The following is a 26,114-nucleotide window of genomic DNA, read 5'->3' as shown; positions in this document are numbered from 1 at the left end:
GGGTCTCGCGCCCGGCGGCCAACAAGCCGGTGCGTACCCAGGAAACCACAAGGGCATATGATGGCAATCACGCGCCGCACCATCGGGCTGGCCGCGCTCGGCGCGCCGTTCCTTTTCACCCGAGGCGCCCAGGCGCAGACCATTCCGTTGAAGCGGCTGGTCGTGCCATTTCTCGCCGGCGGCGCGCTGGATCTCGTCGGCCGGCTTCTGGCCGATGCGCTCGGACCGGCGACCGGCGGCCGCGTCGTGGTCGAGAATATCGGCGGCGCCGGCGCCATGCTCGGGATCGCCAATGTCGCCAATTCGCCGGCCGACGGCACGACGGCCGGCGTGGCCACCGCCTCGACGCTGATCACCAACAAATACCTGTTCTCGCGGATGCTCTACAATCCGGACAAGGATCTCACCGCGATTTCGCGCATCGCCACCGGCACGATCCTGTGCGTGGTGAATGCCCGGAAGGCCGAGGAGCGCGGCTGGAAAACGTTCCGAGACATGATCGCCTGGGGCAAGGCCAATCCCGGCAAGATCAATTTCGGTTCGTCCGGGCTCGGCCAGACCTCGCACCTGATGCTGGGTCTGCTCAACGCCCGCTGTGGCACGGCCATGGTCCATGTGCCCTATCGCGGCGGCGCGCCGGCGATCGCCGATCTGATGTCCGGCAATATCGACCTGATGTTCGACACCATGGCGGCGCTGCTGCCCAATGTCGCGGCCGGCACTTTCAAGGCGTTGGCGGTGGCGAGTGCCGAGCGGCAGGCCTTCCTGCCGGATGTGCCGGCCATGAAGGAATTCGCCGACCTGAAGCTCGCCGATATCGACATGCAGACCTGGTTTGCCATCGTCGTGCCGGCGGCAACGTCGGAGGCCGTTGTCGCCGACTATCACAAGGCCATCGTCGCGGCGGTGGCCACGCAGCGCTATGGCGAACGGATGACACCGGCTGGCCTGATGGCGCTGACCGATCCCTCGCCCGCCGCGCTGAAGGAGGTCATCAGGGCTGAGAATCCGTTTTGGGAGGAACTGGTCAGGGTCTCGGGAACCAAGCTCGACTGAGCATTCAGGCGTTGGCGAGGGAAGGGCCGGCCGGCATCGGCTTGCCGGTCCGGCCCGGGGCGAGACCGCCGCCGCGTGCAGGCGACCCCTGCCGGCAAGGCGGCTCGACTTTCGCGATCCGCCTCCGTTACGGTTTCGCCCGCATTCGGCATAGGGGAAGAAACGTGGCGAAAACACCGATCTGGCAATGGTCCGCCGTGGAAACGGCGGCGGCGATCAAAAAGGGCAAGGTGAGCTCGGAAGAGGTGGTGCGTGCCCATGTCGACCGCCTGCACAAGGCCAATCCGGCGATCAACGCCGTCGTCGTCGATCTGAGCAAAGAGGCGATCAAGGCCGCCAAGGCCGCCGACAAGGCGCTTGCCAAGAACAAGGATGTCGGCCCGCTGCACGGCGTTCCCGTGACCATCAAGATCAATATCGATGTCGAGGGCCAGGCCAATTCCAACGGCGTGGTGGCGTTCAAGGACAATATCGCGCCGGGCGATTCGCCGGTCACCAGCAATCTGAAGAAGGCCGGGGCGATCATTCTCGGGCTGACCAATACGCCCGAATTCTCGATGCGCGGCTTTACCGACAATCCGCTGCACGGGCTGACGCTCAATCCCTGGGACCCGGCCGTCACCTGCGGCGGCTCCTCGGGCGGCGCCGGCGCCTCCGTCGCCATGGGCATCGGCACCATCGCCCACGGCAATGATATCGGCGGTTCGTTGCGCTGGCCGGCGCAGTGCAATGGCATCGCGACGATCAAGCCGACCCAGGGCCGCATCCCGGCCTTCAATCCGAGCGCCACGGCCGAGCGGCCGCTGATGGCGCAGTTCATGTCGTCGCAGGGGCCGATGGCCCGCGAGATCCGCGATGTCCGCCTCGGCCTCGAAGTCATGGCCCAGCGCGATCCGCGCGACCCCTGGTGGGTGCCGGCGCCCTTGAAGGGGCCGAAGCTCAAGGGGCCGATCAAGGTGGCGCTGGCCAAGATCCCCGGCGACATGGACACGGATCGCGGGGTGATTTCGCTGGTCCGCAAGGCGGCCGATCATCTGAGCGATGCCGGCTACAACGTCACCGAGGTCGAGGTGCCCGACCTCGGCGGCGTCTGGCAGCTCTGGTGCAATCTGATCATGACCGAACTGGCGGTCCTGCAGGAAACGCAGATGCGCGCCACCGCCGGCCCGGACTTCCAGAAGTCGCTCGACGGTTTCCTGGCTTTGGCGACCAAGCTCGACCAGGCCGGCTACATGAAGGCGATCAGCGATCGCTCGCGCCATATCCGCAACTGGATGGCCTTCCTGGAAGACTATCCGCTGGTGCTGACCCCGACCACGGTCAAGCGGACACCGGAAACCAATGCGGATCTCGGCGGTGACAAGCGGGTGAAAGAACTATTCTACAACGACCTCCGCTTCATCTCGTCGATCAACGTGCTCGGGCTGCCGGCCGCCGTCGTCCCCGTTGGCCTCAACGCGGGTGTGCCGGTCGGCGTGCAGATCGTCGGTTCGCGCTACCGCGAGGATCTTTGCCTCGATGCGGCGGCCGCGATCGAGAAGAAGGCCGGCGTGCTGGTCCGGCAATTGTGGGACCGCGGCTGAAGCTTGGCGGAAGGCCGGGTTCAGCCCAGTTCCTTGGCCATCGGATGGATGCGGCCGCCGGGCCACGGTTTCGGCGGCCCGTCGTCCTGATAGCCGGCGCTCAGGTAGAAGCGATGCGCCGTCGCCGTGCTGGTGAGGACCGCGCGGCGGCGGCCGAGACCGGCGAGGTGCTGTTCCAGCCGCGCCACCATGGCCCTGCTGACGCCGCGAAAGCGGAACGTCGGCGAGACATAGTTGAGCGTGATCTCTCCCGAATCTGCCGCCGACCCGACGCCGGCAATGGCTCCCGTCACATCGACCGCGACCATCAGTAAAGTGTCGGGATCGGCGATCCAGGCGGCGACGGTTTCGGGCGTCTTGTTGGCGAGCCAGCCGGTGAGGATCGCCGGGTCGTCGTGGTGATCGGGGCGGCACAGTTCCGCGATCGACCGACGGAGCACTTCGGCGGCCTCGCCCGCATCGGCTTCGATGGCCCGGCGAATCTCCATTGTCCACCCTCTGCATCGACCTGCCGGCGCACATTGCCATGTCCAGCGGCCCAGTGACCGCCGCGAGAAGCCGGACGCCAAGTCTAGGCCGGCGCGGGCGGTTGGGGAAAGCGTCGCTGCAGCCGGCCGTTCGCCCTGCTTCCGACGCAGTCTTGGTTTGTGCTCGTGGTGACAACAGATGCGGAGCGGGCGTCCGGCCGGGGCGCCGTTCGCGCTTGTGCGTGCGCGATCGTGCTTGGCGGCAGCCGCCGGGCATTGCTACAACCATCGCAATGCAGCGCAACAGCCCAGGAATAATCTCATGGCCGACGACAGCCTCTTCATCGGCAAGAGCACCAAGCCCGAAGTGCTTGCCCTCAAGTTCGGCAACCGCCACGGCCTGATCACCGGCGCCACCGGCACCGGCAAGACCGTCACGCTGCAGGTGCTGGCCGAAGGCTTTTCCAATGCCGGCGTGCCGGTTTTCGCCGCCGACATCAAGGGCGACCTGTCCGGCGTCGCCGCCATGGGCGAGGCCAAGCCCTTCATCCTCGACCGGGCCAAGCAGGTCGACATGCCATGGGCGCCGGCACAGTTTCCGGTGGTATTCTGGGACCTGTTCGGCGAGCAGGGCCATCCGATCCGCGCGACCATTTCGGAAATGGGGCCGCTGCTGCTGTCGCGCCTGATGGATCTGAACGATACGCAGCAGGGCGTGATCAACATCCTGTTCCGTTATGCCGACGAGAAGGGGCTCCTGCTGCTGGATCTGAAAGATCTGCGCGCGATGCTGGCCGAGCTTGGCTCCAACAAGGAATTGCAGAACGAGCTGCGCGCGGCCTATGGCAATGTCTCGGCACAGTCGGTCGGGGCCATTCAACGCCAGCTGCTGACGCTCGAAAATCAGGGCGGCGCCCAGTTCTTCGGCGAGCCGGCCTTGATCCTGAAGGACCTGATGCGGACCGACCGCGATGGCCGCGGCACGATCAACCTGCTGGCCGCCGACAAGCTGATGGGCAGTCCGCAGCTCTACGCGACCTTCCTGCTCTGGTTGATGTCGGAACTGTTCCAGGAACTTCCGGAGGTCGGCGACGTCGACAAGCCGAAATTGGTGTTCTTTTTCGACGAAGCCCATCTCCTGTTCAACGACGCGCCCAAGGCGCTGATCGAAAAGATCGAGCAAGTGGTGCGCCTGATCCGGTCGAAGGGCGTCGGCATCTATTTCGTCACGCAGAATCCGCTCGACGTGCCCGATACCATCCTGGCCCAGCTCGGCAATCGCGTGCAGCATGCGCTGCGCGCCTTCACGCCGCGCGACCAGAAGGCGGTCAAGGCGGCGGCGACCACCTTCCGGCAGAATCCCCAGCTCAACACCGAAGAGGTCATCACCCAACTCGGCAAGGGTGAGGCGCTGGTCTCGACGCTGGAGGGCAATGGCGTACCGTCCATGGTCCAGCGCACGCTGATCGCGCCGCCGACCGCGCGCATCGGGCCGGTGACGGTGGAGGAGCGCCGGCAAATCATCAACCAGAGCCCGATGAAGGGAAAATATGACGACGTCGTCGATCGTGAATCGGCCTTCGAAGTCTTGCAGAAGCGTCACCAGGAGGAACAGGCTCCGGCGCCGCAGGAGGCCGATGCCGGCGGTCTTGGCGGCCTTCTCGGCAGTATCCTGGGTGGCGGTGCCGCACCCGCCGGCAAGGGCGGTCGCACGCGGATGACCACCAGCGAGGTGGTCATCCGCAATGCCGCGGGCTCGATCGCGCGTTCGGTGGGAACTCAGATCGGGCGTGCGCTGATCCGCGGCGTGCTCGGCGGCTTCCGGCGCTGACGTGGCGCGTCAACCGCCCGTCGTTTCCGGCCGGGTGTCGCGGCCGGTTGTCGCGGGTGTGACACATCCACCGTCTTCTGACTCTCGTAGGCTAGTATGGAAGACGATTAACATGTATTGTATCCAATAAGTTGCATCGGCGACCGCGCGAATGTCGGGATTGGGGCTATGGCGGGGATGAAGCAGATCCAGGCGGCGCAGGTCGTTTTGCTGCGCACGGCCGGGGCGGAGGCGGACAAAGCCGTCCAGGACCTCCGGGACCTTGGAATGAGCCATGTCGCGGTGGTGACATCGGCGCTTGACCTCGCCGCCCGCATTGCCAGTGGCAAGGTCGATGTCATCGTTGTTCACGACGAAGAGCTTCCAGCCCACTTCGCGCGTAGCGAGCGCGGGCTGGCACGTCCGCCGACGGATGCGCTCAGCACATCCATACCTTGCCTGCTGCTGACGGCGTCGCCGGCGGCCATCTCGAACCATGTGGCCCAGGCGGCGGGTTTTGCGGCGGTGCTCGGTGATACCGTGCCCGCACGGGTGCTCTACCGCCGGGTCGGGGCCCTTCTGCAGCGGGTCCGCCGGCTCGGCCGCGAACGCGACGCGGCCCGGCGTGCAGCGGCCTGAACGGCCCATATCCCTCATCCGGTGGCCAGCCCTGTCATTTGATGGTTCCAGGTGGTTGATCCCGGGCCGTTCCCAAACCGGTCGGGTCTTGTTAGCGTCGGCATCTCCGCCAATGCTGGAATCCCGCCATGACCTCATCCCGCCCCGTCGAGCAGGTGCTCGCGACCGTCGACAGTTCGCTTGATCAGAGCCTCGATCGGCTCTTCGCGCTGCTGCGGATCAAATCCATCTCGACCGACAGCGCCTACGCCAAGGATTGCGTTGCCGCGGCTGAATGGTTGGCGGCCGATCTCAGGACGATCGGCTTCGCGGCGGATGTGCGCCCGACTGGCGGGCATCCGGCGGTCGTCGCCAAGAGCCCGGCCGCTGCCGGCCCGCATGCACTGTTTTATGGGCACTATGACGTGCAACCAGTCGATCCGCTCAATCTTTGGGAGAGTCCGCCTTTCGAGCCGCGCATCGCGACCGGCCCCGACGGCGCCAAGCGGATCGTCGCGCGCGGGGCCTGCGACGACAAGGGCCAGGTGATGACCTTCGTGGAGGCGTGCCGGGCCTGGAAACAGGTGACGGGGTCGCTCCCCATGGGTCTGACGCTGTTGATCGAAGGCGAAGAGGAGAGCGGCTCGAAACATCTGTTCGACTTCGTCAAGGCCAATGCCGCCGACCTGAAGGCCGATATCGCGCTGGTTTGCGACACCGGCATGTGGGACCCGGCGACGCCGGCCATCACAACCTCGTTGCGCGGGCTGGTCTATGAGGAAGTCAAGGTGATCGCCGCCGACCGGGACCTGCATTCGGGCCTTTTCGGCGGTGCCGCGCGCAATCCGATCCACGTGCTGTCGAAGATCATCGGTTCGCTGCATGACGATCAGGGGCGCATCACCATTCCCGGTTTCTATGACGGCGTGCCGGAACTGCCTGACGACATCAGGGCCGATTGGGAGGGGCTCGGACTGAACGCCCAGGACTTCCTCGGGCCGATCGGGCTCAGCCAGCCGATCGGCGAGGCCGGACGGCTGCTGATCGAGATGGTGCAGTCGCGCCCGACCTGCGACGCCAACGGTATCATCGGTGGCTATACCGGAGAAGGCACCAAGACAGTGATCCCGTCGCATGCTTCGGCCAAGATCTCATTCCGCCTGGTCGGCCAGCAGGATCCGCTCAAGGTGCGCGATGCCTTCCATGCCTTCGTGCGGGCGCAGTTGCCGGCCGACTGCAAGGTCGAGTTCATCAGCTACAAGGCGAGCCCCGCTATACAGTTGCCCTGGACCATGCCGGCGCTGGTCGGCGCCCGCGCGGCGCTCACCGCCGAATGGGGCAAGAAGGCGGTGACCATCGGTTCCGGCGGCTCGATCCCGATCGTCGGCGATTTCAAGAATGTGCTGGGTGTCGATTCATTGCTGGTCGGTTTCGGCCTGGACGACGACCGGGTCCATTCGCCCAACGAGAAATACGACCTCAAGAGCTTCCACAAGGGCATCCGCAGCTGGGTGCGGATCCTGGACGCGCTGGCCGACTGACGGTAACGGCGGCAAGGCAACAGAAAAACGCCGCGCGGTCGATCCGCGCGGCGTGTTCAATTCAGTCCCGGCGGCCTGGGCTCAGCGGCCCTTGCGGCGGCGCTGCTGGCCGAGGCCCATCTGCTTGGCGAGTTGCGAGCGGGCTGCGGCATAGTTCGGTGCGACCATCGGATAGTCGGCCGGCAGGCCCCACTTCTCACGATAGTCTTCCGGCGAGAGATTGTACTGCGTGCGCAGGTGACGCTTCAGCGACTTGAACTTCTTGCCGTCTTCCAGGCACACGATGTAGTCCGGGGTGATGGACTTCTTGACGGGCACGACCGGCTTCAGCGGCTCGGCGGGCACTTCGATCTTGCCGGCGGAAATATTGGTCAAAGCGCTGTGAACGCTGTTGATCAGGCTGGGAAGGTCGGTGGTGGACACGGAGTTATTGCTGACATAAGCCGAGACGATATCGGCAGCGAGCTCGATATAGTTGTTGGTAGTCAACGAGTCGGCCATGGCTTTGTTAATCCTCTAAAAAGCGGCGATTAATGCCGCCGTGACATTCAAGCGCTTGAAACGCTTTGCTGTGGCGTCGTTGTTCCGAGGCGCATCACCTAGCGATAGGCCGATTCGGAAAATCGTCACTGGCAGGCAGATACTGCTGTTCAAATGAGGTTTCAAGGCCAATATGAAAGAATTCAAGTAAAATCGAATTGCGATTAACCGTCGCAGTCACAATTGGTAATCTTGGTGTCAGCTCGGCTCAATGAATGCGGGCGACGGGAGTCATTTTACAACCAAAATTTTGACAAGCTGCGGCCATCTAACGCAACGGAGCCGTACATTGCGTCAGGCGCCGTCGCGACTTACCTGAGGCAGGTCATCGGCGCGACGCAGCCGCAATGCAAGGCTTCGGCAACGACAGCAGTCCATGTCCATGACCACGTCATCGCCAGCACGATACCTCTCGCTTACTCTCGAGTGCCGCACGGTGGTCCGGTTCTCGCCCATCGACCTGAATATCCAGCCGCCAAGGACCGACATATGACTAGCAAACCTGCGCAGCTCGACGGCACGGTCGCCATCGCACCGGTGGCCGCGCGCCATCAGGTCGAAAAGACCGTTCACGGCACTGTCCTGCGCGACGATTACGACTGGCTGCGGGCCGAGAACTGGCAGGCCGCGCTCCGTGATCCGAGCCTGCTGCCGGCGCCGATCCGCGCCCATCTCGAAGCCGAGAACGCCTATGCGGAGACCGTGCTCGCGCCGGCCGAGGATTTGATCGCCGCGCTGTTCGAGGAAATGAAGGGACGTATCAAGCAGGACGATTCCTCGGTACCGGCGCCCGATGGTCCCTGGGAATATTACGAGAGCTATCGCAGCGGCGGCCAGCACCCGATCGTCTGCCGCCGTCCACGCGGGACCGACGGACCCGAACACGTCATGCTCGACGGTGATGCGCTTGCCGACGGCAAGGCCTTCTTCGATTTTGGTGGTGCCGTACACAGTCCCGACCATGCCAGGCTCGCCTGGAGCCATGATGACAAAGGCTCGGAATTCTTCACCTTGAAGATTCGCGACCTGGCGAGCGGCACGGATCTCGCCGATATCGTCCCCGAGACCGGCGGCGATGCGGTCTGGGCCGCCGACGGCTCGGCGCTCTATTACGTCAGGCTCGACGACAACCATCGTCCGCTGAGGGTGTTTCGCCATGTCGTCGGCACCAAGGCTTCCGACGACCTCCTGGTCTATGAGGAAGCCGACACCACCGTTTTCGTCGGGCTCGATCAGGCGACCGCCGGGGGGCTTGCCTTCATTACCGGGGCGCAGAGCGATTCGACCGAGGTGCGCACCCTCGACCTGACGGACCCGGCCGCCGAGCCGCGGCTCGTCCTGGCGCGCGAAGACGAGGTCAAGTCCTATCCGGACTACCATCCGAGCTATCGGGGCGAGCCTTCGCTGTTCATCCTGACCAATGCCGATGGCGCGGAGGACTACAAGGTGGTGGTCGCGCCCGCCGGCAATCCGGCGCGCGAGGCCTGGCAGGAGCTGGTCCCGCACCGTCCCGGCGTCCTGGTGCTGTCGATCTCGGTTCTCGCCCATTGGCTGGTCCGGCTCGAGCGCGAGAACGCGCTGCCGCGCATCGTCGTTCGCGACCTGGCGACTGACGCCGAATATGCCATTGCCTTCGACGAGGAGGCCTATGCCCTCGGCGTCGTCCATGGCTACGAGTTCGAAACCGATACGCTGCGCTTCGTCTATTCGTCGATGACGACGCCGGCCGAGACCTGGGATTACGACATGCGGGCCCGCACCCGCGTGCTGCGCAAGCGCCAGGAGGTGCCGTCGGGCCATGATCCCGCGGGTTACGTCACGCGCCGCCTGCTGGCGCCGGCCGCCGATGGCGAGTTGGTGCCGGTCTCGCTGGTCTATCGCAAGGGCCTGGCGCTCGACGGTTCGGCGCCGCTGCTGCTTTACGGCTACGGCTCTTATGGCTCGTCCATGCCGGCGTCGTTCTCGACCACGCGGCTGTCGCTGGTCGATCGCGGTTTCGTCTATGCCATCGCCCATGTCAGGGGCGGCATGGAGAAGGGCTATCGCTGGTATCGCAACGGCAAACGTGAGCACAAGCGCAACACCTTCACCGACTTCATTGCCGTCGCCGAGCATCTCGCCGCCGAGCGCTTCACCGCCAAGGGCGCGATCGTCGCCCATGGCGGCTCGGCGGGCGGCATGCTGATGGGCGCCATTGCCAATATGCGGCCGGATCTCTGGGGCGGGGTGGTGGCGGAAGTGCCCTTTGTCGACGTGGTCAACACTATGCTCGACGACAGCTTGCCGTTGACCCCACCGGAATGGCGCGAATGGGGCGACCCGATCCACGATCCGGAGGCGTTCCGCCGCATGCTCGGCTATTCGCCTTATGACAACGTCACGATCCAGGCCTATCCGCCGATCCTGGCGCTGGCCGGCGTATCGGATCCGCGGGTGACCTATTGGGAGCCGGCGAAATGGGTGGCCCGGCTGCGTGCCGCCAAGACCGACGGCAATCCGGTCCTGCTGGTGACCAATATGGAGTCGGGCCATGGTGGCGCTGCCGGGCGTTTCGACCGGCTGAAGGAGGTCGCCAAGGCCTATGCCTTCGCGATCAAGGTCGTGGGAGCGGCCGAACGGCCCTTGTAAACCAGGGCGCGGTGGTCATCGGCCGGCCTCGGGACAGGCGTCCGGGGTCGCTTGCCGGGCGCGGCCGACGGTCAGCGTCAGATGGGCGATGCCGATCACGCCGGCGATGACGGCGGCGATCCCGACAGCGGGGATACCGCCGAGACTCTTGGCGTAACCGGCGACGAGCGCGCCGACGGAGGCGCCGATATAGATGCAGGCTGCGTTCAGCGACAGCAGCACCTGGGTCCGTGTCGGATCGAGCGCCACGAGGCGGGCCTGCTGCGGCACCGAAATTGCCCAGCCGACGCAGGCCCAGCCGAACAGCAGCAGGCCGCCGATCCAGGCCTGCTGCCAGGGAATGAGGGTGACGGCCGCCATGATCGGCACGGGCAGGACGGTTGCCACGAACAGCGCCCGGTTCGGCCCGATACGATCGGTCAGGAAGCCGCCGAGCGCATTGCCGGCGACCGAGCCGACGCCGTAGACGACAAGCAGCAGGGCGACGAGTTCCGGCCCGCCGGCGGTCTTCTCCTCGACGATCGGGGCGAGGAAAGTATAGGGGATCCAGCCGGCGCACATGACCGAGGCGGTCAGCAGGACCGCGCCGGCGAGCCGCGGATCGGTCAGTGTGGTCACGAGATCGCCCAGCCGTGCCGGCGCCACGTCGATGGCGCGGGGAACCTTCAGCGCCAGGGCCAGGGTCATGGCCGCGGCGAGGATCGCGACGATCCAGAAGACCTGCGACCAGCCGAGCATGTAGCCGAGATAGCCGCCGGCCGGCACGCCGGCGACCTGCGCCAGAGTCAATCCGCCATAGACGATCGACAGGGCTTGGCCACGCCGTTCGACCGGAACCGCGGCGATCGCCACGCCCGCGGCCGTCGGAGAATAGAGACCGGCGCCCAAGGCCGTGACCACCCGCCCGGCATAGAGCAGGGTCGAGTCGGTGGCGAGCGCGGTCGCAAGGATGCCGAGGCCGAACAGCGCCATGCCGATGACCAGCACGCTGCGCCGGTCGAACCGTCCGGTCGCCGAGGTGAGGAGCGGCGAACCGACGGCGTAGGCGAGAGCATAGGAACTCATGATCCAGCTGGCGCCGACTGGCGTCAGGCCGAGGTCGCGCGACAGCGGACTGATGACGCCGATGACGGCAAAGGCGCCGATGCCGACGACGAAAGTCGCGGCCGACAGCAGGAACAGAAGGGGCATGAGGCCTCGGGAGGGCGGCGCAACGGCAGGGGCGCTGGGAGGATGTGGCGACCATCTTATACGAGCATCGCGCGGCGACGATGCGGCTTGCGATCATGGCCGCCGTGAGCCGCGGACATGGCGGCGGCGCCGGTGGAGCGCTGCGGTCCGCCCGATGGCGCAGCCCTTGACGATGGCGGTTCCGGCATCGTCCGATAGTGGCTTCGGGGGGAACCGATCCGTGGATCCAAGGCATTTCGTTTCGCGCCGTCTGGCTCTCGGCATGGCAGCGCTCGCAGTCGCGCCGCCGGGCGCTCGGGGCCAGCAACCGGAGCCGGTCGATGTCGCGTTGGCCCTGGCGGCCGACGGATCCGGGTCAATCGACAATGATGAATTGCGCCTGCAGCGGCAAGGCTATGCCGAGGCGCTGGCGTCGGCCGAGGTTCTGGCCGCCATCCGTTCGGGCACGATCGGCGCGATTGCCGTCGTCTATGTCGAATGGGGCGGCCCGCAGTCCCAGCACGTCATTGCCAACTGGCAGCTGATCCACGACGCGGCGAGCGCGCGGTCCTTCGGCGAGCGGCTCATCGCCAGCCCACGCGCCGCCAGGGGCTACAACTCCATCTCGGCGGCGATCGACTTCTCGGTCGGCCTGATCGAGACCAGCAGCTATCGCAGCCTCCGGAGGGTCATCGATGTCTCGGGCGACGGTCCTCATATTGGCGGCCGGCCGGTCGAGGCGGCACGTGACGAGGCGGTGGCCAAGGGTATCGTCATCAATGCGCTGGCAATCCTCCGGCCGGGCGGCGGCATCGCGGCCCGGGGCGGCCAGCCGCTCGCCGATCACTATCGCGAGGCGGTGATCGGCGGTCCGGGGGCCTTCGTCGAGATCGCCGATGAAAACCGCAGCTTCCGCGAAGCCGTTCGCCGCAAGATCGTCAGCGAGATCGCCTGACCGAATAAAAAAAGCCCCGACGGTGTCCCGCCGGGGCTCGAAGCTCAGATGCGCCGGATGGCCGGCGCGGCGATCACTTGGTCGCGGCCTGGAACATCTCGTCGACATGATCCCAGTTGACCAGGTGCTCGATGAACGCCTTGGCATAGTCGGGGCGACGGTTGCGATAGTCGATATAGTAGGAATGCTCCCAGACGTCGCAGCCGAGGATCGGCTTGGCGCCATGGACCAGCGGGCTCTCGCCGTTCGGGGTCTTCATGGTGACGACCTTGCCGTTCTGCACGGCGAGCCAGCCCCAGCCGGAGCCGAACTGGGTGACGCAGGCTTCGATGAACTTGGCCTTCATCTCGTCGACCGAACCGAAACCGTCGACGATCGCCTTTTCCAGCCCGCCGGGAATCTTGCCGCCGCCATTGGGCTTCATCCACTTCCAGAAGTGGATGTGGTTGTAGTGCTGGCCGGCATTGTTGAACAGGCCGGCATTCTTGCCGAAGGAACCTTTGACGACGTCTTCCAGGCTCTTGCCTTCGAACTCGGTGCCTTTGATCAGGTTGTTGCCGTTGTTCACATAGGCGAGGTGATGCTTGTCGTGATGGTACTCAAGCGTTTCCTTCGACATATAGGGCTGGAGCGCGTCGTGAGCGTAGGGCAGGTCGTCGAGCGTGAAGGACATGAGCTGTCTCCTGGAAAGTCCATTGAAGGCGATGGGCCCACGATGGCGGCGATGTGAAGCAACCCCGCCTAGATAGGCCCGACCTCTCATCGGGGCAATTGGAGAACCCGCGACGAACGGCAAAGTTGCGAGAATCTTATGACAGGCCTTTGATTGGCTGTAATAAACGGCTCTGAAGAAGCCGGATGCGGCCCGGGCCGCGCGGGTTGAAAAGGAAGACCCTATGATCCTTGTCCTCCAGGTGTTTGCCGTTGTTCTGACGGTCCTGGGCATCGTCACGCTTTACCTCGGCAATGACCCGAGCATGCTGAGCCTGGGCAACACGCTGATGATCGTCGGCGCGATCAGCGCCGTCGGCGGCCTCTTGCTGTTCGGCCTTGCGGTGATCGCGGCCCGGCTGGACAGGCTGGCCCGTGGCATCGATGGGCTGAAATTCGGCCTGGCGCCACCGCCGGCCTTCACGCCTTCGGTAGCGCCGGCCCTGGAGCCGGCCACGCGCCACGCCGATCTCGGCATCGCGCCGGCGGTCGAGGCCGCGGCCGACACCGCGGTGCCGCTCACCGCCTCGGTCGAGCCCTATCGGGCCGAGCCCATGCCGGCGGCCGATGGACCAGGCGAGCCGGTCCAGCCAGAGCCGCCGCGGGCCGAGTCGGTTTCAGGGGGACCGAGCGCGGCCGAACCGGTCCGTGCCGAGCCCGCGCCGGTTATGCCGGTCGTGACGAGCCCGGCGGCCCCGCCGGTGACCGCACCGGCCACGCCGGCCGTCGAGTTCCCAAAACGTCCGGCCTCGTTCCGTGACCGCTTCGGCTGGAAGCCGGCGGCCGCGGCGGTCGGGGTTGCGGCTGGCGCGGCCGTGATCGCCGCGAAGCCCGAACAGGCAGGCAGCGATCCGTCGCCGTTGCCGTCGGAGCCCCCGGCCGGGCAGGCGCGTGAGCCCACCGAGGCCGCGGAAGAGCTCGGCACCAAGGAGGTGTCCGCAAAGGATCCGGTGACCACATCAGGCGATGCGCTGGAGGCGGCGATCGGCGGGGTGGTCGCGGATTTGCAGGCGACAGTCGCCACGCCGCCGGTCGTGGCCCCGGTGGTGGTCGCGCCTCCGGCGCCGCCCAGACATGTCGAGGACGACGACCTGATGGCCCGCCTCAGGGCTTCCATTCTCGGCCCGGAGCCAGAGCCGGAACCGGCCAGCCGCGAGCCTGAGGCCGTCAGGGATGCCGGGCCAGCCGCGCCGGCGCTCGGCGAGCGAGCAGCCGAGTCCTCCGCGGCACCTGAGGCCGAGCCGGCAAAGGCGGCGAAATTCTCCATCGAGGAAGAGCTCGAGATGGCCTTGAAGGCGGCGCTCGGGCGCGATGTGGCGCCGCCCGCGGCCGATCGTCGTGATCGCTTCGTGCCGCCGCCGGCCGTGTCGCCGCCCGAACCGCCGGCCGAACGCGTCGCGCCGCCGTCCGGCGACCATGCCATGGCGGCGCTGGCCCGCGATTTCCCCGAACTCGGCGACATTCTGGCGCCTTCGGAAAATTCCGGCCACCAGGACCAGGAGCGCGGGGACCAGGTGGTGACCGGCCGGGACGCCGACGACGTCCATGACAGCCATGCGCTCGCCGCGGGCGCGGATGCAGGCCGCCGAGGTGAGGAAAGCCAGCCGGCGGAAGCCCCGGCACCGGCGTCCGAGACGCCGCCGGTGGTTGTTCCGCGCCCCGAACCCGCCGCCGCCGTCGAGCTTGCCCCGGTCGTTCAGGCTGAGCCTGCCGCGGCACCGGCCACGACCGCGCCGCTGTTGCGCGAAGGTGTCATCGCCGGCATTCCGTTCCGCCTGTTCGGCGATGGATCGATCGAGGCCGACCTGGCGACCGGAACGGCCCGCTTCGCATCGCTGAAGGATTTTCGCGCCCATGTCGGCGGCTGACCCGCAAGGCCGATAGGGTGGATGACGCCGGCCCATCGGGTGTCCGGAGGTTCGCCCCCGGACACCATCGCTTGGCGTTCCCCGTTCAGATGCGCGCGCTGCTCGCGGCGTAATCGAAATAGAGCTCGCGTGCCTTGCGGGCCATTGGGCCCGGCTGCAATGCGCGCTCGTCGATCTTGGTGATCGGCACGACCTTGGAGTAATTGCCGGACGAGAATATCTCGTCGGCCTCGGCGAACTCGCCATAGGTCAGGCTCTTCTCGACCACGGTGACGCCGGCCTGGCGCAACAGGGCAATGCTCCGCTGGCGGGTGATGCCGTTGAGGAACGTGCCATTGGTGATCGGCGTGTAGACGATGCCACCCTTGGCCATGAAGATATTGGATGACGCGGTCTCCGCGACATTGCCGAGCATGTCGCGCACCAGACAATTGTCGAAGCCGCGGGCGCGCGCTTCGCGCAATGCGCGGGCATTGTTCGGATAGAGACAGCCGGCCTTGGAGTCGGTCGGGGCGTTCTCGATGGTCGGGCGTCGAAACGGCGACAGCGTGATCGACATGCCGCCCGGCTCGCCCATCGGCGCCTCGTAGAGGCACAGGCAGAAGCGGGTGGTCTCGGGGTCGGTCAGAATGGCGCTCGGCCCGTCGCCCTCGGCCCAGTACATCGGTCGGACGTAGAGGGCGGTCTTGCCGTCGAATTTCCTGGCGCCGTCGCGGGCAAGGCCGACAATGGTGTCGACCGCCATCGTCGCCTTCAGGCCCAACGCGCCGGCTGAGCGATTGAGCCTGGCGGCATGCTGGTCCATGTCCGGCATCATGCCGTCGAACACCCGCGCGCCGTCGAACACCGACGAGGCCTGCCAGAAGGCGTGGCTGCGCGGACCGGTGAGCGGCGGGTTGCCTTCCAGCCAGTCGCCGTCGAGATAGGTCCAGGTCTTTGACCAATTGGGCATGGGGTTCTCCAGAACGTTTCCCAGGCGAACTTATCCTGCCACGCGCGGCTGACATCATGAAATGTGGTGATTGGTGATCTGCGCGCCGCGATGGTTTCCAAGGGTGAGGGCATCGGGCCGCGCGTCGCCGGAGCGAGCTGTTCCGCCGCTGACGGACTGTTTTGCCATTGTGCTTTTGCGCGCGCGGGGCACCATCCTCACCGATCTCGGGGAGAAGCACCCATGCCTGCCGGAACCTTCATGTTCGACGCTTATGGCACGCTGTTCGACGTTCACGCGGCGGTGGCGCGCGCGGGGGCATCGCTCGGCGAAAGCGCCGGCCCGATCTCCCAGCTCTGGCGCGTCAAGCAGCTGGAATATTCCTGGACCACGACGCTGATCGGCGGCTTCGACGATTTCTGGACATTGACGGAACGGGGCCTCGATTTCGCTCTGGCGCGTTACGGCGTCGCCGATGCCGGCCTGCGGCGCGCGCTGCTCGATGCCTATCTGAGCCTCGACGCCTATTCCGACGTCGCGCCGCTGCTCACGCGCCTCAGGGCCGCGGGCAAGGCCACGGCCATTTTCACCAATGGCACCCGCAAGATGGTCGATGCGGCGATCGCCGCGGCCGGCCTTGCCGACCTCATCGATCACGTCGTGACCGTGGAGCCGGAGCGGGCCTACAAGCCGGCCCCGGGCGTCTATGCCGCGGCCCAAGCCGCGGTGGGCGCGGCGCGGCCGGGCGATGTCGTTTTCGTCTCGTCGAACCGCTGGGACGTCGCGGGCGCGGCTTCTGTCGGTTTCACGGCCGTCTGGATCAACCGGACCGGCCAGCCGGACGAATATCCAGGTCTTGACCCGGTCGCGGTCCTGGCCGGTCTCGCCGGCCTCGAAACCTTCATCATCGCCTGATCAGGCCGGTTTCGATCACGCCATGGCCAGCCGCGCATCGCGGCGGATCCGCTCGACCATCGAGCGCACCCCGTTCGAGCGCTGCGGGGTCAGGTGCTGTTCGAAGCCGAGCTGGCGGAACAGTTCGAAGGCATCCTGCTCGACGATGTCGCCAGCCCGTTTGCCGGAATAGAAGGCGAGCGTCACCGCCACCAGGCCCTTGACGATATGGGCGTCGCTTTCGCCTTCGAAGCTCAATATCGCGTCCGGACCGGTGCCCTTCGTATGGGTGACCAGCCAGACATTGCTGGCGCAGCCCTTGACCCGATTGGTTTCATTGCGCTCGCTCGGCTGCAGTCCGGGCAGCGACTTGCCGAGCTCGATCACATAGCGGTAGCGCTCTTCCCAATCGTCCAGAAAGGTGAAGGCTTCCGTGATCTCGTCGATGCTGATGCTGGTGGCTTCGCTCATCGGCCTGATATAGCGGCCAAAAACGCCGAAACAAAGGGCCGGCTGGCGGCCGGCCGGTTACACCGGTCGGCGCGGCGGCAGCGGCGCCGTGCGCGGCGCCGAACCTGCGGGCAGGACGACGCCGCCGAACGGCACGTGCAGGTCGGCGGGCGTGAGCGTGTCCTGCGTCCGCGCCGGCGATGTCGGAACCGGCTCGCGCCGGCCGGCCATCGCGGCCTGGCCGACGAGGGCCGCGCCTTGCGCGCAGGTCTCGGCATTGTCGCGGCACAGTTCGAGGGCCCGGGTGGCGATCCCGCGCGCCACGGCTTCGGTGGTCGCCGAGGTGATCGCCGTTTCCGCTTCCTTGGCCGTGGACGAGAACAGGCCCCGGTCCGGCATGAGCAGGAAGACCAGTCCGAGCCAGAAGACCGCCTTGATGAGGAAGAACATGACGCCGTTTCCGGTCCTTTGACCCCCGAGAGTTCAGGCGGCTCTTCGGCGACGAGGCCCCGCTCTGAAGGGCCGGATGGTGGCCCGGTTCAGTGAACATGCCGTTGGCAGATAAGGTGAATCCCTGGGCAATTCCGACTAACTTCCATTAAGGTTGACAGCCTGCGCGGCCGCGGCGGGCGGCGTGGCATCGGTCATCCGCTGGTCCAGGTTGCTGATCGCGGGACGCGCGCGGGCGCCTCGGGCCGGCCACAAGGGTTCCTTCACCATCCGCCTGGAAAGCCCCGGGCGGGGTCGCTGGCCCGCTGCTTCCGCCGTTGACTTAGGGTTTCCTTCACGCCGCGATGCGATGCTCCTCACCTTGAAAACGGCGGCGCGAGCCGCGTGTCGAGGTGAGTGCGTTGCGTCAAAGCGCGTTGATCGGTTCGGTGAGATCCTACCTCGATGGCCTGGTGCATCCGGCCGCGACGGTCGATCCTATCGTGTTCGTCCGTCACCGTGCCTTCATCGCCACGCGCCTGATGCCGGGCCTGTTGGCGTTCTCCGCGCTGCCGCTCTATCTCGCCCTGCAAGGCGTGCCGGGCACGCTCGAGGCGATCACCTTCGGCTGGCTGCTGCTGCCGATCGCCATCGCCTTCTATCTGTCGCGCACCGGCCGCTACGAGACCGCCCACCTGTTCTCGGCGGCGGCGCTGACCGGCATCGTCGCGCTGGTTGCCGCCTTGAGCGGTGGCACCAGCTCCTTCGTGGTGATCTGGTTTGCCCTGGTGCCGGCGGAGGCCGTCTTGTCGGGCTCGCGCCGGGTGGTGGCGGCCGCCGGCGCCATGGTCGTCGGCGCGGTCACGGTCATTGGGCTTGCCGGCACGTGGAACCTGCTGCCGGACCCGCGTATCAGCCCGCTGGGCGCCGAGCTCGCAGCCTTCGTTTCGGTCACCTCCGCTGTCATTTACGGGCTGGGCCTGGCGCTGTCCGCGGCGATCGTCAGCCGCACCGGCGAAGAGGTCCAGTCGGTCAGCGAGCGCCGCTACCGGCTGCTGGCCGAACATATGAGCGACCTGATCACGCGCCACGGCCGCTCCGGCGCAGTGACCTTTGCCTCGCCCGCTTCCGAACGCGTCGCCGGCGTGCCGCCGTTTGCCCTGCACGGCCAGGGCCTGTTCGAGCGTGTCCATATCGCCGATCGGCCGGCCTATCTGAATGCGCTGTCGCTGGCCTCCGCCCGCGGCACGGCGACCTCCGCCGAGTTCCGCCTGCGTCGCGTGCGCGCCGAAACCAACGAGCCGACATTCGTCTGGGTCGAAATGCGCTGCCATCCCCTGGGGGGAGCTTCGACCGAGGATCACCAGGTGGTCTCGGTGCTGCGCGACGTCTCCGAGCGCAAGTCGCATGAGGCCGCCGTCGACAGCGCCCGGACCGAGGCCGATCGTGCCAACGAGGCCCGCGGCCGCTTCCTGGCCAATGTCAGCCATGAGCTGCGCACACCGCTCAACGCCATCAACGGTTTCTCCGAAATGCTGATGCATGAGGAGGCCATGCGGCTCGACCAGGCGCGCCGCAAGGAATATGCGACGCTGATCCGCGACTCCGGCGAGCACCTGCTCAATCTGGTCAATTCGATCCTCGACATGTCGAAGATCGAGAGCGGCAATTTCGAGATCACCGCCGAACCGTTCGATCTCCCCCAACTGATGTCGCAATGCATCCAGATGATGCAGCTGAAGGCTGACGAGGGTGGCATCCGGCTGGTCGCCGATCTGGTCGACAACCTGCCGGAAGTGATCGGCGACAAGCGCTCCTATCGCCAGATCGTCTTGAATCTTCTGTCCAACGCCATCAAGTTCACCAAGAGCGGCGGCCGCGTGCAGGCGAGCCTGCGGCGCGACGGTTCGTGGCTCTCGCTGTCGGTCGCCGACACCGGCATCGGCATTGCCGCCGCCGATCTGCCGCGGCTGGGCAGCCCGTTCTTTCAGGCGCGCTCGACCTATGATCGCCAATACGAGGGCACGGGCCTCGGCCTGTCGGTGGTCAAGGGGCTCGCCGAACTGCATGGCGGCTCGCTCGAAGTCGCTTCCGTCGTCGGCCAGGGCACCCGGGTGACGCTGCGCATGCCCATGGATTGCGAAGCCGCCGCGCGCAACATCGTCGAGCGGTTGCCGCTCGCCGCCAAGCCGGCGCCGGCGATACCCGTCTCGGTCAAACAGGAGGGCCGGAAAATTGCGTGACGTGACCTATGACGAGGATGATCTGCGTCCCCGCCGTGGGCGCGTGGCCGAAACCGATTTCGACGACGACGCGCCGCGTGTGCCGTTCTGGCGCCAGCTGCTCGGCCGCAACAAGGGCGACATGCTCGCCATCGGTTGCGCCGCCTTCGTCGCCATCGGCATTGGTGTCAACGCGCTCGCCCGGCAAAGCGGCCCGCATCCCGCGCCGCTGTTCGCGACCGCTCGCGTCGAAGCGCCGGCCGCGGCTCCCGTGCCGGCCGGCCGGCCGGCCGAGATCCAGTCGACCGCATCGATCACCCCCCGCGCTCCGGAGCAGCGGCCGGCCGACCAGGCCGCCGGCGCCGGCCAGGCACGGCCACGGGCCGATGTGGTGACCGACATTCAGCGCGAGCTTGCCCGTCGCTCGCTTTATGACGGCCCGGTCGACGGCCGGACCGGTCCGCGTACCGACGCCGCGATCAAGCGCTACGAGACGCAGTCGGGCCTGCGCGTCTCGGGTGAGGCGACGGAACAATTGCTCAATCACATGCGTCGCCCGGCGCAGCGCAGCGCGGCCCCGGCGCCGGCCCAGACGATCAATCAGCTGCTCGCCTCCGATGCCGCGCCGCAGCCGGCGCGACCGGCGCCCCAGGCCCGGCCCGAGGCGGCGCAATCGATCGCCCAGCTGATCAACGCCAATGCCGCGGCGGCCACCGCGACGCGGCCCCAGACGCAGCCCCGGTCCGAGGCGCCGCAGTCGATCGGCCAGTTGATCTCGGCCAATGCCGCGACCCCGGCGCCGCGACCGCAGGCACCCCAGGCGGCCGCCCCGGCTGACCGGCGTATGCAGGCGGTCAAGCGGGCGCTCGTCCAGGCCGGCTACGGGCCGCTCGGCGGCGACCCGCGCGAGGCGATCCAGCGCTTCGAGCGCGACCGCCGGCTGCCGGTGACCGGCCAGGCCAATGATCGGGTCGTTCGCGAACTGGCCAGTGTCACGGGTACGCGGATACAATAGCGGCCCATGGATCGCGTCACCTCCGACTTCTGGGTCACGGCCTATCTCAGACGGGTCCGGGTCGAGGGAGCCTTCGCGGTCCTGCGCCGGCGCGGCTCGCCGGAGGCCGGCGCCATTGCGATCGTCGTGTCGCGCGCCGATCGGCTCGCCGGGCTGTTCCTGCAGGCGCCGCAATCGCTGTTCGACGAGGCGAAGCCGGGCGACCGGCTGTTCGTGCCGGCCTATCCCGAGGTCTTCGTCGAGGAGCAGCGGGTGGAAGACAAGCTCAGGCGCGAGATCGATTTCGATCCGGATCTGTGGATCGTCGATGTCGAGGATCGCGACGGCCGGTCGTTTCTCGATCTGGCCAAGCCCTGATTTCCGTTTCCTACCGGCCTTCAGCTGTCCTTGAGGCGCCGGGTCGCCGGCCAGAGTGGCGATGCCGAACGCTGGGCCGGTCGGGCCGCGGGCGTCGATGCCTGGCGAGCGCCGGTCCGTTCCGATCCGTCCAGGGCATGAACCGGCACGTGGCGGCCCTGCCGCTGCGCGGTTGCCGGCACCGCCGCGGTGTCGCGCCAGGAATGCACCAGGACCAGCGCGACGGTTCTCGGAATGGCGTCGTAGAGCGCGGTCAGGCCATGGACGCGCGCCACCGAAGTGCCGACCGCGGTATGGGCGAACAGCAGGATGCGCGTTGCCGCCTCGCGGCCGAGATCGAGCGCGCGCGCGGCGACCACCAGCGGCTCGCCGGCCTCGTCGTCGGCAATGCGCCGGGCTGTGGCGGCATCGATGCCAAGCCCCTGGACGAGGGCATCGGCCAGGGCGCCGGGGCGGCGCGACAGCGCGGCCAGCTCGATCGATTGGCCGGTGTCGCCGTCGATGGCGGGAAATCCCGCGCCGCCTTTCGCGTCCAGTGCCAGGCCGGCGATGATCGTTTCCCGCATGTCGGGCGAGGCGTCGAGAAAGCGCCGGCCGACGTCATTGGCCCGGGGCGGAGCGGGCGGCGCTGATGTCGCCGGCGCCGGGTCGGCGATGCGGGCGGTGAGGGCGGCCGCGACGCGCGGATCGTCCATGTCCTCCAGCGCCACCAGCGCAGCCAGGCCCAGATCGGCGCGCGAGGCGACGGCGAGCGCCTTTTCGGCATCGCCCGACCGGACCGCCAGGAACATGTCGTCGTCGGACAGGGCGGTGGACCGCGACAGGATCGGAAAGGCGACACGCGCCGTGTCGGCCGCCAGCCTGCGCGCCACCGCGGTCGGCGTCTGCGGGTGAACGGCGAGCTTGGTCGCGATGATCGCCCGGTCGTCTTCGTCGGCCTTGACGATCAGGTGCAGGGCGAGCTCGCCGAACCGGGTAATTTCGGCAGCCGTGTGATGCGGTTCGGCGACGAACTGGTCGACCAGGACGCGCAGCAAGGTCTGGCGCACGTCGATGCCGTTCGACCGGGCAAGCCCGATCAGGCTTTGGACGTGAGGCAGACGCGGCATGGACATGCTGAACCGTGAGACGGGAGTTTGGCGGACGGGACGATCTGGACATTACGAGCGATTTCGTTAGCGGGCCGTTAACCAAGACCCGGGGCAAGCCATTGAAAACACAGGAAAGGCTGGGCCGGGGCGGTGGTCCGGGTGCCGATGGGCCGGCGGCTTTCCTCACCCCTTTGGCCGTGGCCGCGCGACGTGACGGCGGCGGACCAAATGACGCACCGGCATCGCTTGCATCGCCCATGGCGGCTGGCATAGGAAGGCGCGAGCGCAGGACGACCTGCGCCGACGCTGCATTGGGGACGGCCCCGTTATCTCACGCTCGAGAGATGATGGAGTTGTGCCGTCCGATGACCCATTTCGGCGAAGGCTGCGGATCGCAGCATCCCTGTACCCTTGAACCAAACGCAAATCGTGCAGGCTCGCGCGGCGCGCGCCGGACCGCGCTTGCTCATCCGGCACCGGCAACGCGCGGCACACCGGGTGCGCGGCGTCTGGCCGGCCATCACGCCGCCGCTGCCCTGGCCTCTCAGCCCGTGCGAGGCCTGTGATGGCCGGTCCTGTCGAACAATTCGAAATCAAGCCGCTCTTTCGCGTAGCCGAGATCGCCGGCCGGGAGATTCACTTCACCAATTCGGCCGCCTACATGTTTCTTGCGGTCGCCGTCAGCTGCCTGTTCCTCCTGCTGGCGACGGGCCGGCGCCGGCTGGTTCCCGGCCGCTGGCAGGCGGCGGCGGAAATGCTCCATGAATTTGTCGCCAAGACCCTGCGCGAGAATGCGGGCGAACAGGGAATGCGCTTCTTTCCCCTGGTCTTCTCGCTTTTCATGTTCGTCCTGGTGGCCAACCTGATCGGCATGTTCCCTTATGCCTTCACGGTGACCAGCCACCTGATCATCACCTTTTCGCTGGCGATGATCGTTTTCCTGACGGTGACGATCTATGGGGTCGTCCGCCACGGTTTCGGTTTCTTCCGGCTGTTCATGCCCGCCGGCATTCCGCTTGCGCTCGCGCCGATCATCGTCCCGATCGAGGTGATTTCCTACCTTTCCCGGCCGGTGAGCCACTCCGTCCGCCTGTTCGCGGTCATGCTCGCCGGTCACATCACCCTCAAGGTCTTCGCCGGCTTCGTCGTGGCGCTCGGCGGGCTCGGCGCGCTCGGAGTTCTCGCGGCGCTCCTGCCCCTGGCGATGACCGTCGCGCTCACCGGGCTCGAGCTGCTCATGTCGGTGATCCAGGCCTACATCTTCACGATGCTCACCTGCATGTATCTCAACGACGCGCTTCATCCGCATCACTGAGGTGGACGGCAGCGCGAGAGCGATGGCGCGTTGACGTCAACCCGTTCGGTCACGGGGACGTGTCCTTTATATTTCAATGGCTTGGGATTAACGCCTCGTTAACCAAACTGAAGTCTTAATGAATTCGCCCGACGCAAATCCATCCGTCGGACATCGTCGCCATGGAGGGCCGGCACAGAGGAGAGACAGATGGGTTTAGTGCTTCGATTCCCTCTTGAGCGCCGCAAGGCGCAACGTCCGAATGCCGATCTCTCTGCCGATGATGTCCAAGTGCTGGTCCTGCCGGTCGTTCAGGTCGAACGGCATGACGAACCTGATCCGCAAGTCCCAGGTCTGAATGCGCCGGAGCCCGCAGCGCTAGCCACCGACACGCCCCGGCGTGGCGGCGACAAACCACGCCGCGGCCGCAAGAGCGCCTGATCGCTACCGAGTGCCTTGAAAGGTTCGCCATCATGCCTGGCCATCGACCGCCGCGATCGGCGCATCGCCCGGCTCGTTGGGGAACCGTCCTGGCCGTGCTCGGCGGCCTCGCCGGCTGCGGTCCGCAGCCCGGCGATCTGGGGCGGCCACAGCCCAATGTCCTGAACGACGAGATCATGCCCGCTATCGGCAATGTCGCCGCGCGTGAGCGCGGCGAGCCGGTGTCCGGCTATTCCTTCACCGACGCCGAGCGCGAAATGCGCCAGCTCGGCTACGCCCTGATCATGCCGACCCATCCGCTCGACCGCTGGAACCAGTTCTGGGCCGAGCTTCGCCGCACCCGGATCGGCGATCCCGTGCGCTTCGACCCCGATCCACGCGGTTATGGGCACACCCTGGCGCGTGAAGACTATCGTTCCTCCAAGTCGCGCTTCATCCGGATGGTCGATGACATGCGGGCCGATCGGTCGCGCATCGCGCCGTTCTGCGCCAAGGCGGTGGAGGTGGCCAATGCCGACCGGATCCGCGAGGGCGCCATCGGCTATATCGCCAATCTCTCGGCGGTCGAGATCCGCAGCGGCCGCGACCGGATCGCCGAGAACCGCATGGTCGTCCATTGGGTACGCCATGGACTGGCCCAGCACGTCCAGGCCTATCGGATCAGTCTGAACACCCAGCTCGTCGCCACGCCCGAGCAGGAGGCTGTCCTGGCGGAGCGCGAACTGGCGGCGCTCGAGGCCGACATCGCCCGCATGGACGTGATCTGCGTCGGCGCGGTCGGGCGTGGCAGGATCGATGTCGAACAGGCAGCCCCGCGCTATTATCCGACCACGCCGGCGCCGCTCGTCGTCAAGTGACGTGGGCCGCCCATGGCCGTGGCGTGGCGGATCATCCGCTCGGCACCTGCTCGGCGGTGAGAATTTCGCAGCGCGACTGCTGGGCCAGCTGGTCGCGCACCAGGGCCGCGTTGCCCGGCTGGACGGCCAGCGCGCGGATCAGCACGAAGCCCTCCGATGTCGGCGACACCATGATCAGATTGTCGGCCTGGGTCTCGTCCTCGCCGGTGGCCAGTTCGCGCCGCTGCGCGCTGGTGACGACGAACAGGTCCATGGTCCGCCGCGTCGCGGCCTTGTCGTTGATGGCGCCGAAGGCGATCCCGGTCGCCGTATAGAGCGCGATGGCCGTGTAGTGCGACGTGACCGGCGCCCGGACATGCAGGATGCCAGCGGCGAGGTCGAAGCGGCAGATCGCCGTCTCGAAAGCCGGATCGACCAGGGGCAGGTTGGTCGTCGAGCCGGCGCCGAGCATGGTCACCTGGTTCACCGCGGCGCCTTCCAGCCTGGCACGGGCGTCGTCCGGCGCCAGGCGCGGCAGGGCGAAGACCGACAGGATATGCACGGCGAGGCCGAGAATGAGGCCCGCGAGGATCCACAAGGCGGGGCCGAACAGGAAACGTTTCATGGGCATCGCACCCGGGTCACCGCGGGAAGCCCGGTGCTGGTGGAAATGGTGGTGGCGATCGGCGTGTCATAGAGCCTGAGGATCAGCCGGATCTGCTCGGTGCCGCCGGTCGGCAACCAATTGCCCGGGCGCGCGGTGCCGGCGACCAGGATGTCGATCGGCAGGTCGCCCTGGCGCAGCACCTCGTAGCTGGTGAAGGCCTGGCGTGTGCCAGCCGGCACGACCGGCTGATAGTCCCGGCCGACGACGCCGAGCGTCCAGAACCGGGCCGGCGGCATGGCCCCGGCGACGCGGTAGGTGCAACGCCCGTCGAGCGCCCGGCCTTCCTCGTCGGCTTCCGCGGTCAGCGCCAGGCCGTCGGCCAGCGCCAGCGGCAAGGTTCCGAGCCGCGCGGCCACGGCTCTCGCATAGGGATCGGCCTCGGTCGTGCCGGCCTTGGGCGTCGCCAGCCATGGGCCGATATGCAGCACGCCCGCCCCGGTGCTGCGGCCGACGGAGGCCGCCGTCAGGCCCAGGCCGGTCGCGGCCCCGATGCCGAGGGCGAGAAAGATGCCGGTGACGGTGCGCAATGATTGGTCTCCG

The 26,114-nt window shown here is 67.1% G+C and carries 25 protein-coding genes; 15 read left to right on the top strand and 10 right to left on the bottom strand.

All coding sequences use genetic code 11. From position 1 onward, the window contains the following. Positions 1–60: 60 nt before the first annotated feature. Complete coding sequence (locus tag AC07WJ_RS34800) at positions 61–1,056, top strand: Bug family tripartite tricarboxylate transporter substrate binding protein (protein WP_494939320.1); 996 nt, start codon at positions 61–63, stop codon at positions 1,054–1,056. Between the two features lie 164 nt (positions 1,057–1,220). Continuing rightward, positions 1,221–2,639, top strand: coding sequence for an amidase family protein (locus tag AC07WJ_RS34795; RefSeq protein ID WP_494939319.1), 1,419 nt, complete (start codon positions 1,221–1,223; stop codon positions 2,637–2,639). Positions 2,640–2,659: 20 nt separating this feature from the next. Here the strand turns inward: AC07WJ_RS34795 and AC07WJ_RS34790 are convergent, their stop codons facing one another. Continuing rightward, positions 2,660–3,127, bottom strand: a complete 468-nt coding sequence (locus AC07WJ_RS34790; protein ID WP_494939318.1) for a GNAT family N-acetyltransferase — start codon at positions 3,125–3,127, stop codon at positions 2,660–2,662. Between the two features lie 301 nt (positions 3,128–3,428). Here AC07WJ_RS34790 and AC07WJ_RS34785 point away from each other — a divergent pair, with 301 nt between their 5' ends. The 3 genes from AC07WJ_RS34785 (at position 3,429) to AC07WJ_RS34775 (ending at position 7,075) form a co-directional block, all read left to right on the top strand. Continuing rightward, positions 3,429–4,937 (top strand): helicase HerA-like domain-containing protein, encoded by a 1,509-nt coding sequence (locus tag AC07WJ_RS34785; protein ID WP_494939317.1) that lies wholly within the window; start codon positions 3,429–3,431, stop codon positions 4,935–4,937. 168 nt (positions 4,938–5,105) lie between these two features. Beyond that, a complete protein-coding gene (locus tag AC07WJ_RS34780) occupies positions 5,106–5,555 on the top strand; it encodes a hypothetical protein (protein WP_494939316.1) in 450 nt (149 codons plus the stop codon). Between the two features lie 128 nt (positions 5,556–5,683). Continuing rightward, positions 5,684–7,075 carry a M20/M25/M40 family metallo-hydrolase gene (locus tag AC07WJ_RS34775; RefSeq protein ID WP_494939315.1) on the top strand — a complete coding sequence of 464 codons (1,392 nt, stop codon included), beginning with the start codon at positions 5,684–5,686 and terminating at the stop codon, positions 7,073–7,075. Positions 7,076–7,156: 81 nt separating this feature from the next. Here the strand turns inward: AC07WJ_RS34775 and AC07WJ_RS34770 are convergent, their stop codons facing one another. Beyond that, on the bottom strand, positions 7,157–7,576 hold the full coding sequence (locus tag AC07WJ_RS34770; protein WP_494939314.1) for a Ros/MucR family transcriptional regulator: 420 nt from the start codon (positions 7,574–7,576) through the stop codon (positions 7,157–7,159). 528 nt (positions 7,577–8,104) lie between these two features. Between AC07WJ_RS34770 and AC07WJ_RS34765 the strand changes: the two genes are divergently transcribed. Then, positions 8,105–10,243: a S9 family peptidase gene (locus tag AC07WJ_RS34765; RefSeq protein ID WP_494939313.1), complete on the top strand. Its 2,139-nt coding sequence runs from the start codon at positions 8,105–8,107 to the stop codon at positions 10,241–10,243. Positions 10,244–10,258: 15 nt separating this feature from the next. Here AC07WJ_RS34765 and AC07WJ_RS34760 read toward each other — a convergent pair whose 3' ends face one another. Next, a complete protein-coding gene (locus AC07WJ_RS34760) occupies positions 10,259–11,434 on the bottom strand; it encodes an MFS transporter (RefSeq protein ID WP_494939312.1) in 1,176 nt (391 codons plus the stop codon). A gap of 262 nt (positions 11,435–11,696) precedes the next feature. Here AC07WJ_RS34760 and AC07WJ_RS34755 point away from each other — a divergent pair, with 262 nt between their 5' ends. Beyond that, a complete protein-coding gene (locus tag AC07WJ_RS34755) occupies positions 11,697–12,368 on the top strand; it encodes a DUF1194 domain-containing protein (RefSeq protein WP_494939311.1) in 672 nt (223 codons plus the stop codon). Positions 12,369–12,441: 73 nt separating this feature from the next. On the opposite strand, the gene AC07WJ_RS34750 is transcribed toward AC07WJ_RS34755, so the two are convergent. Continuing rightward, complete coding sequence (locus tag AC07WJ_RS34750) at positions 12,442–13,041, bottom strand: superoxide dismutase (RefSeq protein WP_494939310.1); 600 nt, start codon at positions 13,039–13,041, stop codon at positions 12,442–12,444. Positions 13,042–13,264: 223 nt separating this feature from the next. Here AC07WJ_RS34750 and AC07WJ_RS34745 point away from each other — a divergent pair, with 223 nt between their 5' ends. After that, positions 13,265–14,947 carry a hypothetical protein gene (locus tag AC07WJ_RS34745; protein WP_494939309.1) on the top strand — a complete coding sequence of 561 codons (1,683 nt, stop codon included), beginning with the start codon at positions 13,265–13,267 and terminating at the stop codon, positions 14,945–14,947. An 85-nt stretch (positions 14,948–15,032) separates the two neighbouring features. Here AC07WJ_RS34745 and AC07WJ_RS34740 read toward each other — a convergent pair whose 3' ends face one another. Further along, entirely contained in the window at positions 15,033–15,899 is an 867-nt protein-coding gene (locus AC07WJ_RS34740) for a branched-chain amino acid aminotransferase (RefSeq protein ID WP_494939308.1), read from the bottom strand. A gap of 222 nt (positions 15,900–16,121) precedes the next feature. Here AC07WJ_RS34740 and AC07WJ_RS34735 point away from each other — a divergent pair, with 222 nt between their 5' ends. Beyond that, entirely contained in the window at positions 16,122–16,793 is a 672-nt protein-coding gene (locus AC07WJ_RS34735; protein ID WP_494939307.1) for a haloacid dehalogenase type II, read from the top strand. 15 nt (positions 16,794–16,808) lie between these two features. Here the strand turns inward: AC07WJ_RS34735 and AC07WJ_RS34730 are convergent, their stop codons facing one another. After that, positions 16,809–17,243, bottom strand: coding sequence for a SufE family protein (locus AC07WJ_RS34730; RefSeq protein ID WP_494939306.1), 435 nt, complete (start codon positions 17,241–17,243; stop codon positions 16,809–16,811). Positions 17,244–17,300: 57 nt separating this feature from the next. Continuing rightward, positions 17,301–17,672, bottom strand: a complete 372-nt coding sequence (locus AC07WJ_RS34725) for a hypothetical protein (protein WP_494939305.1) — start codon at positions 17,670–17,672, stop codon at positions 17,301–17,303. Positions 17,673–18,100: 428 nt separating this feature from the next. Here AC07WJ_RS34725 and AC07WJ_RS34720 point away from each other — a divergent pair, with 428 nt between their 5' ends. The 3 genes from AC07WJ_RS34720 to AC07WJ_RS34710 are packed head-to-tail and all read left to right on the top strand — an operon-like array spanning position 18,101 to position 21,245. After that, entirely contained in the window at positions 18,101–19,894 is a 1,794-nt protein-coding gene (locus AC07WJ_RS34720; protein ID WP_494939304.1) for a PAS domain-containing sensor histidine kinase, read from the top strand. A 1-nt stretch (position 19,895) separates the two neighbouring features. Further along, positions 19,896–20,888: a peptidoglycan-binding domain-containing protein gene (locus AC07WJ_RS34715; RefSeq protein ID WP_494939358.1), complete on the top strand. Its 993-nt coding sequence runs from the start codon at positions 19,896–19,898 to the stop codon at positions 20,886–20,888. A 6-nt stretch (positions 20,889–20,894) separates the two neighbouring features. After that, on the top strand, positions 20,895–21,245 hold the full coding sequence (locus tag AC07WJ_RS34710) for a DUF1491 family protein (RefSeq protein WP_494939303.1): 351 nt from the start codon (positions 20,895–20,897) through the stop codon (positions 21,243–21,245). A 20-nt stretch (positions 21,246–21,265) separates the two neighbouring features. Here the strand turns inward: AC07WJ_RS34710 and AC07WJ_RS34705 are convergent, their stop codons facing one another. Then, the gene (locus tag AC07WJ_RS34705; RefSeq protein ID WP_494939302.1) at positions 21,266–22,354 is read right to left on the bottom strand and encodes a hypothetical protein; all 1,089 of its coding nucleotides are present in this window, start codon (positions 22,352–22,354) and stop codon (positions 21,266–21,268) included. Between the two features lie 547 nt (positions 22,355–22,901). Between AC07WJ_RS34705 and AC07WJ_RS34700 the strand changes: the two genes are divergently transcribed. From AC07WJ_RS34700 to AC07WJ_RS34690, 3 genes are all read left to right on the top strand, one after another. Beyond that, positions 22,902–23,651 (top strand): F0F1 ATP synthase subunit A, encoded by a 750-nt coding sequence (locus AC07WJ_RS34700; protein WP_494939301.1) that lies wholly within the window; start codon positions 22,902–22,904, stop codon positions 23,649–23,651. A 189-nt stretch (positions 23,652–23,840) separates the two neighbouring features. Next, positions 23,841–24,071 carry a hypothetical protein gene (locus tag AC07WJ_RS34695; protein ID WP_494939300.1) on the top strand — a complete coding sequence of 77 codons (231 nt, stop codon included), beginning with the start codon at positions 23,841–23,843 and terminating at the stop codon, positions 24,069–24,071. Positions 24,072–24,103: 32 nt separating this feature from the next. After that, positions 24,104–24,928 (top strand): hypothetical protein, encoded by an 825-nt coding sequence (locus AC07WJ_RS34690; protein ID WP_494939299.1) that lies wholly within the window; start codon positions 24,104–24,106, stop codon positions 24,926–24,928. Between the two features lie 31 nt (positions 24,929–24,959). Here AC07WJ_RS34690 and AC07WJ_RS34685 read toward each other — a convergent pair whose 3' ends face one another. Beyond that, on the bottom strand, positions 24,960–25,532 hold the full coding sequence (locus AC07WJ_RS34685) for a DUF1254 domain-containing protein (RefSeq protein ID WP_494939298.1): 573 nt from the start codon (positions 25,530–25,532) through the stop codon (positions 24,960–24,962). After that, positions 25,529–26,101, bottom strand: coding sequence for a DUF1214 domain-containing protein (locus AC07WJ_RS34680; RefSeq protein WP_494939297.1), 573 nt, complete (start codon positions 26,099–26,101; stop codon positions 25,529–25,531). Before AC07WJ_RS34680 ends, AC07WJ_RS34685 begins: the two co-directional genes overlap by 4 nt. Positions 26,102–26,114 lie beyond the last annotated feature (13 nt).

Source organism: Phreatobacter sp. GW821-FHT04C01, from assembly GCF_059420385.1.
The sequence above is the reverse complement of the archived record's forward strand: the minus strand, read 5'-3'. Positions and strand labels throughout refer to the sequence as shown.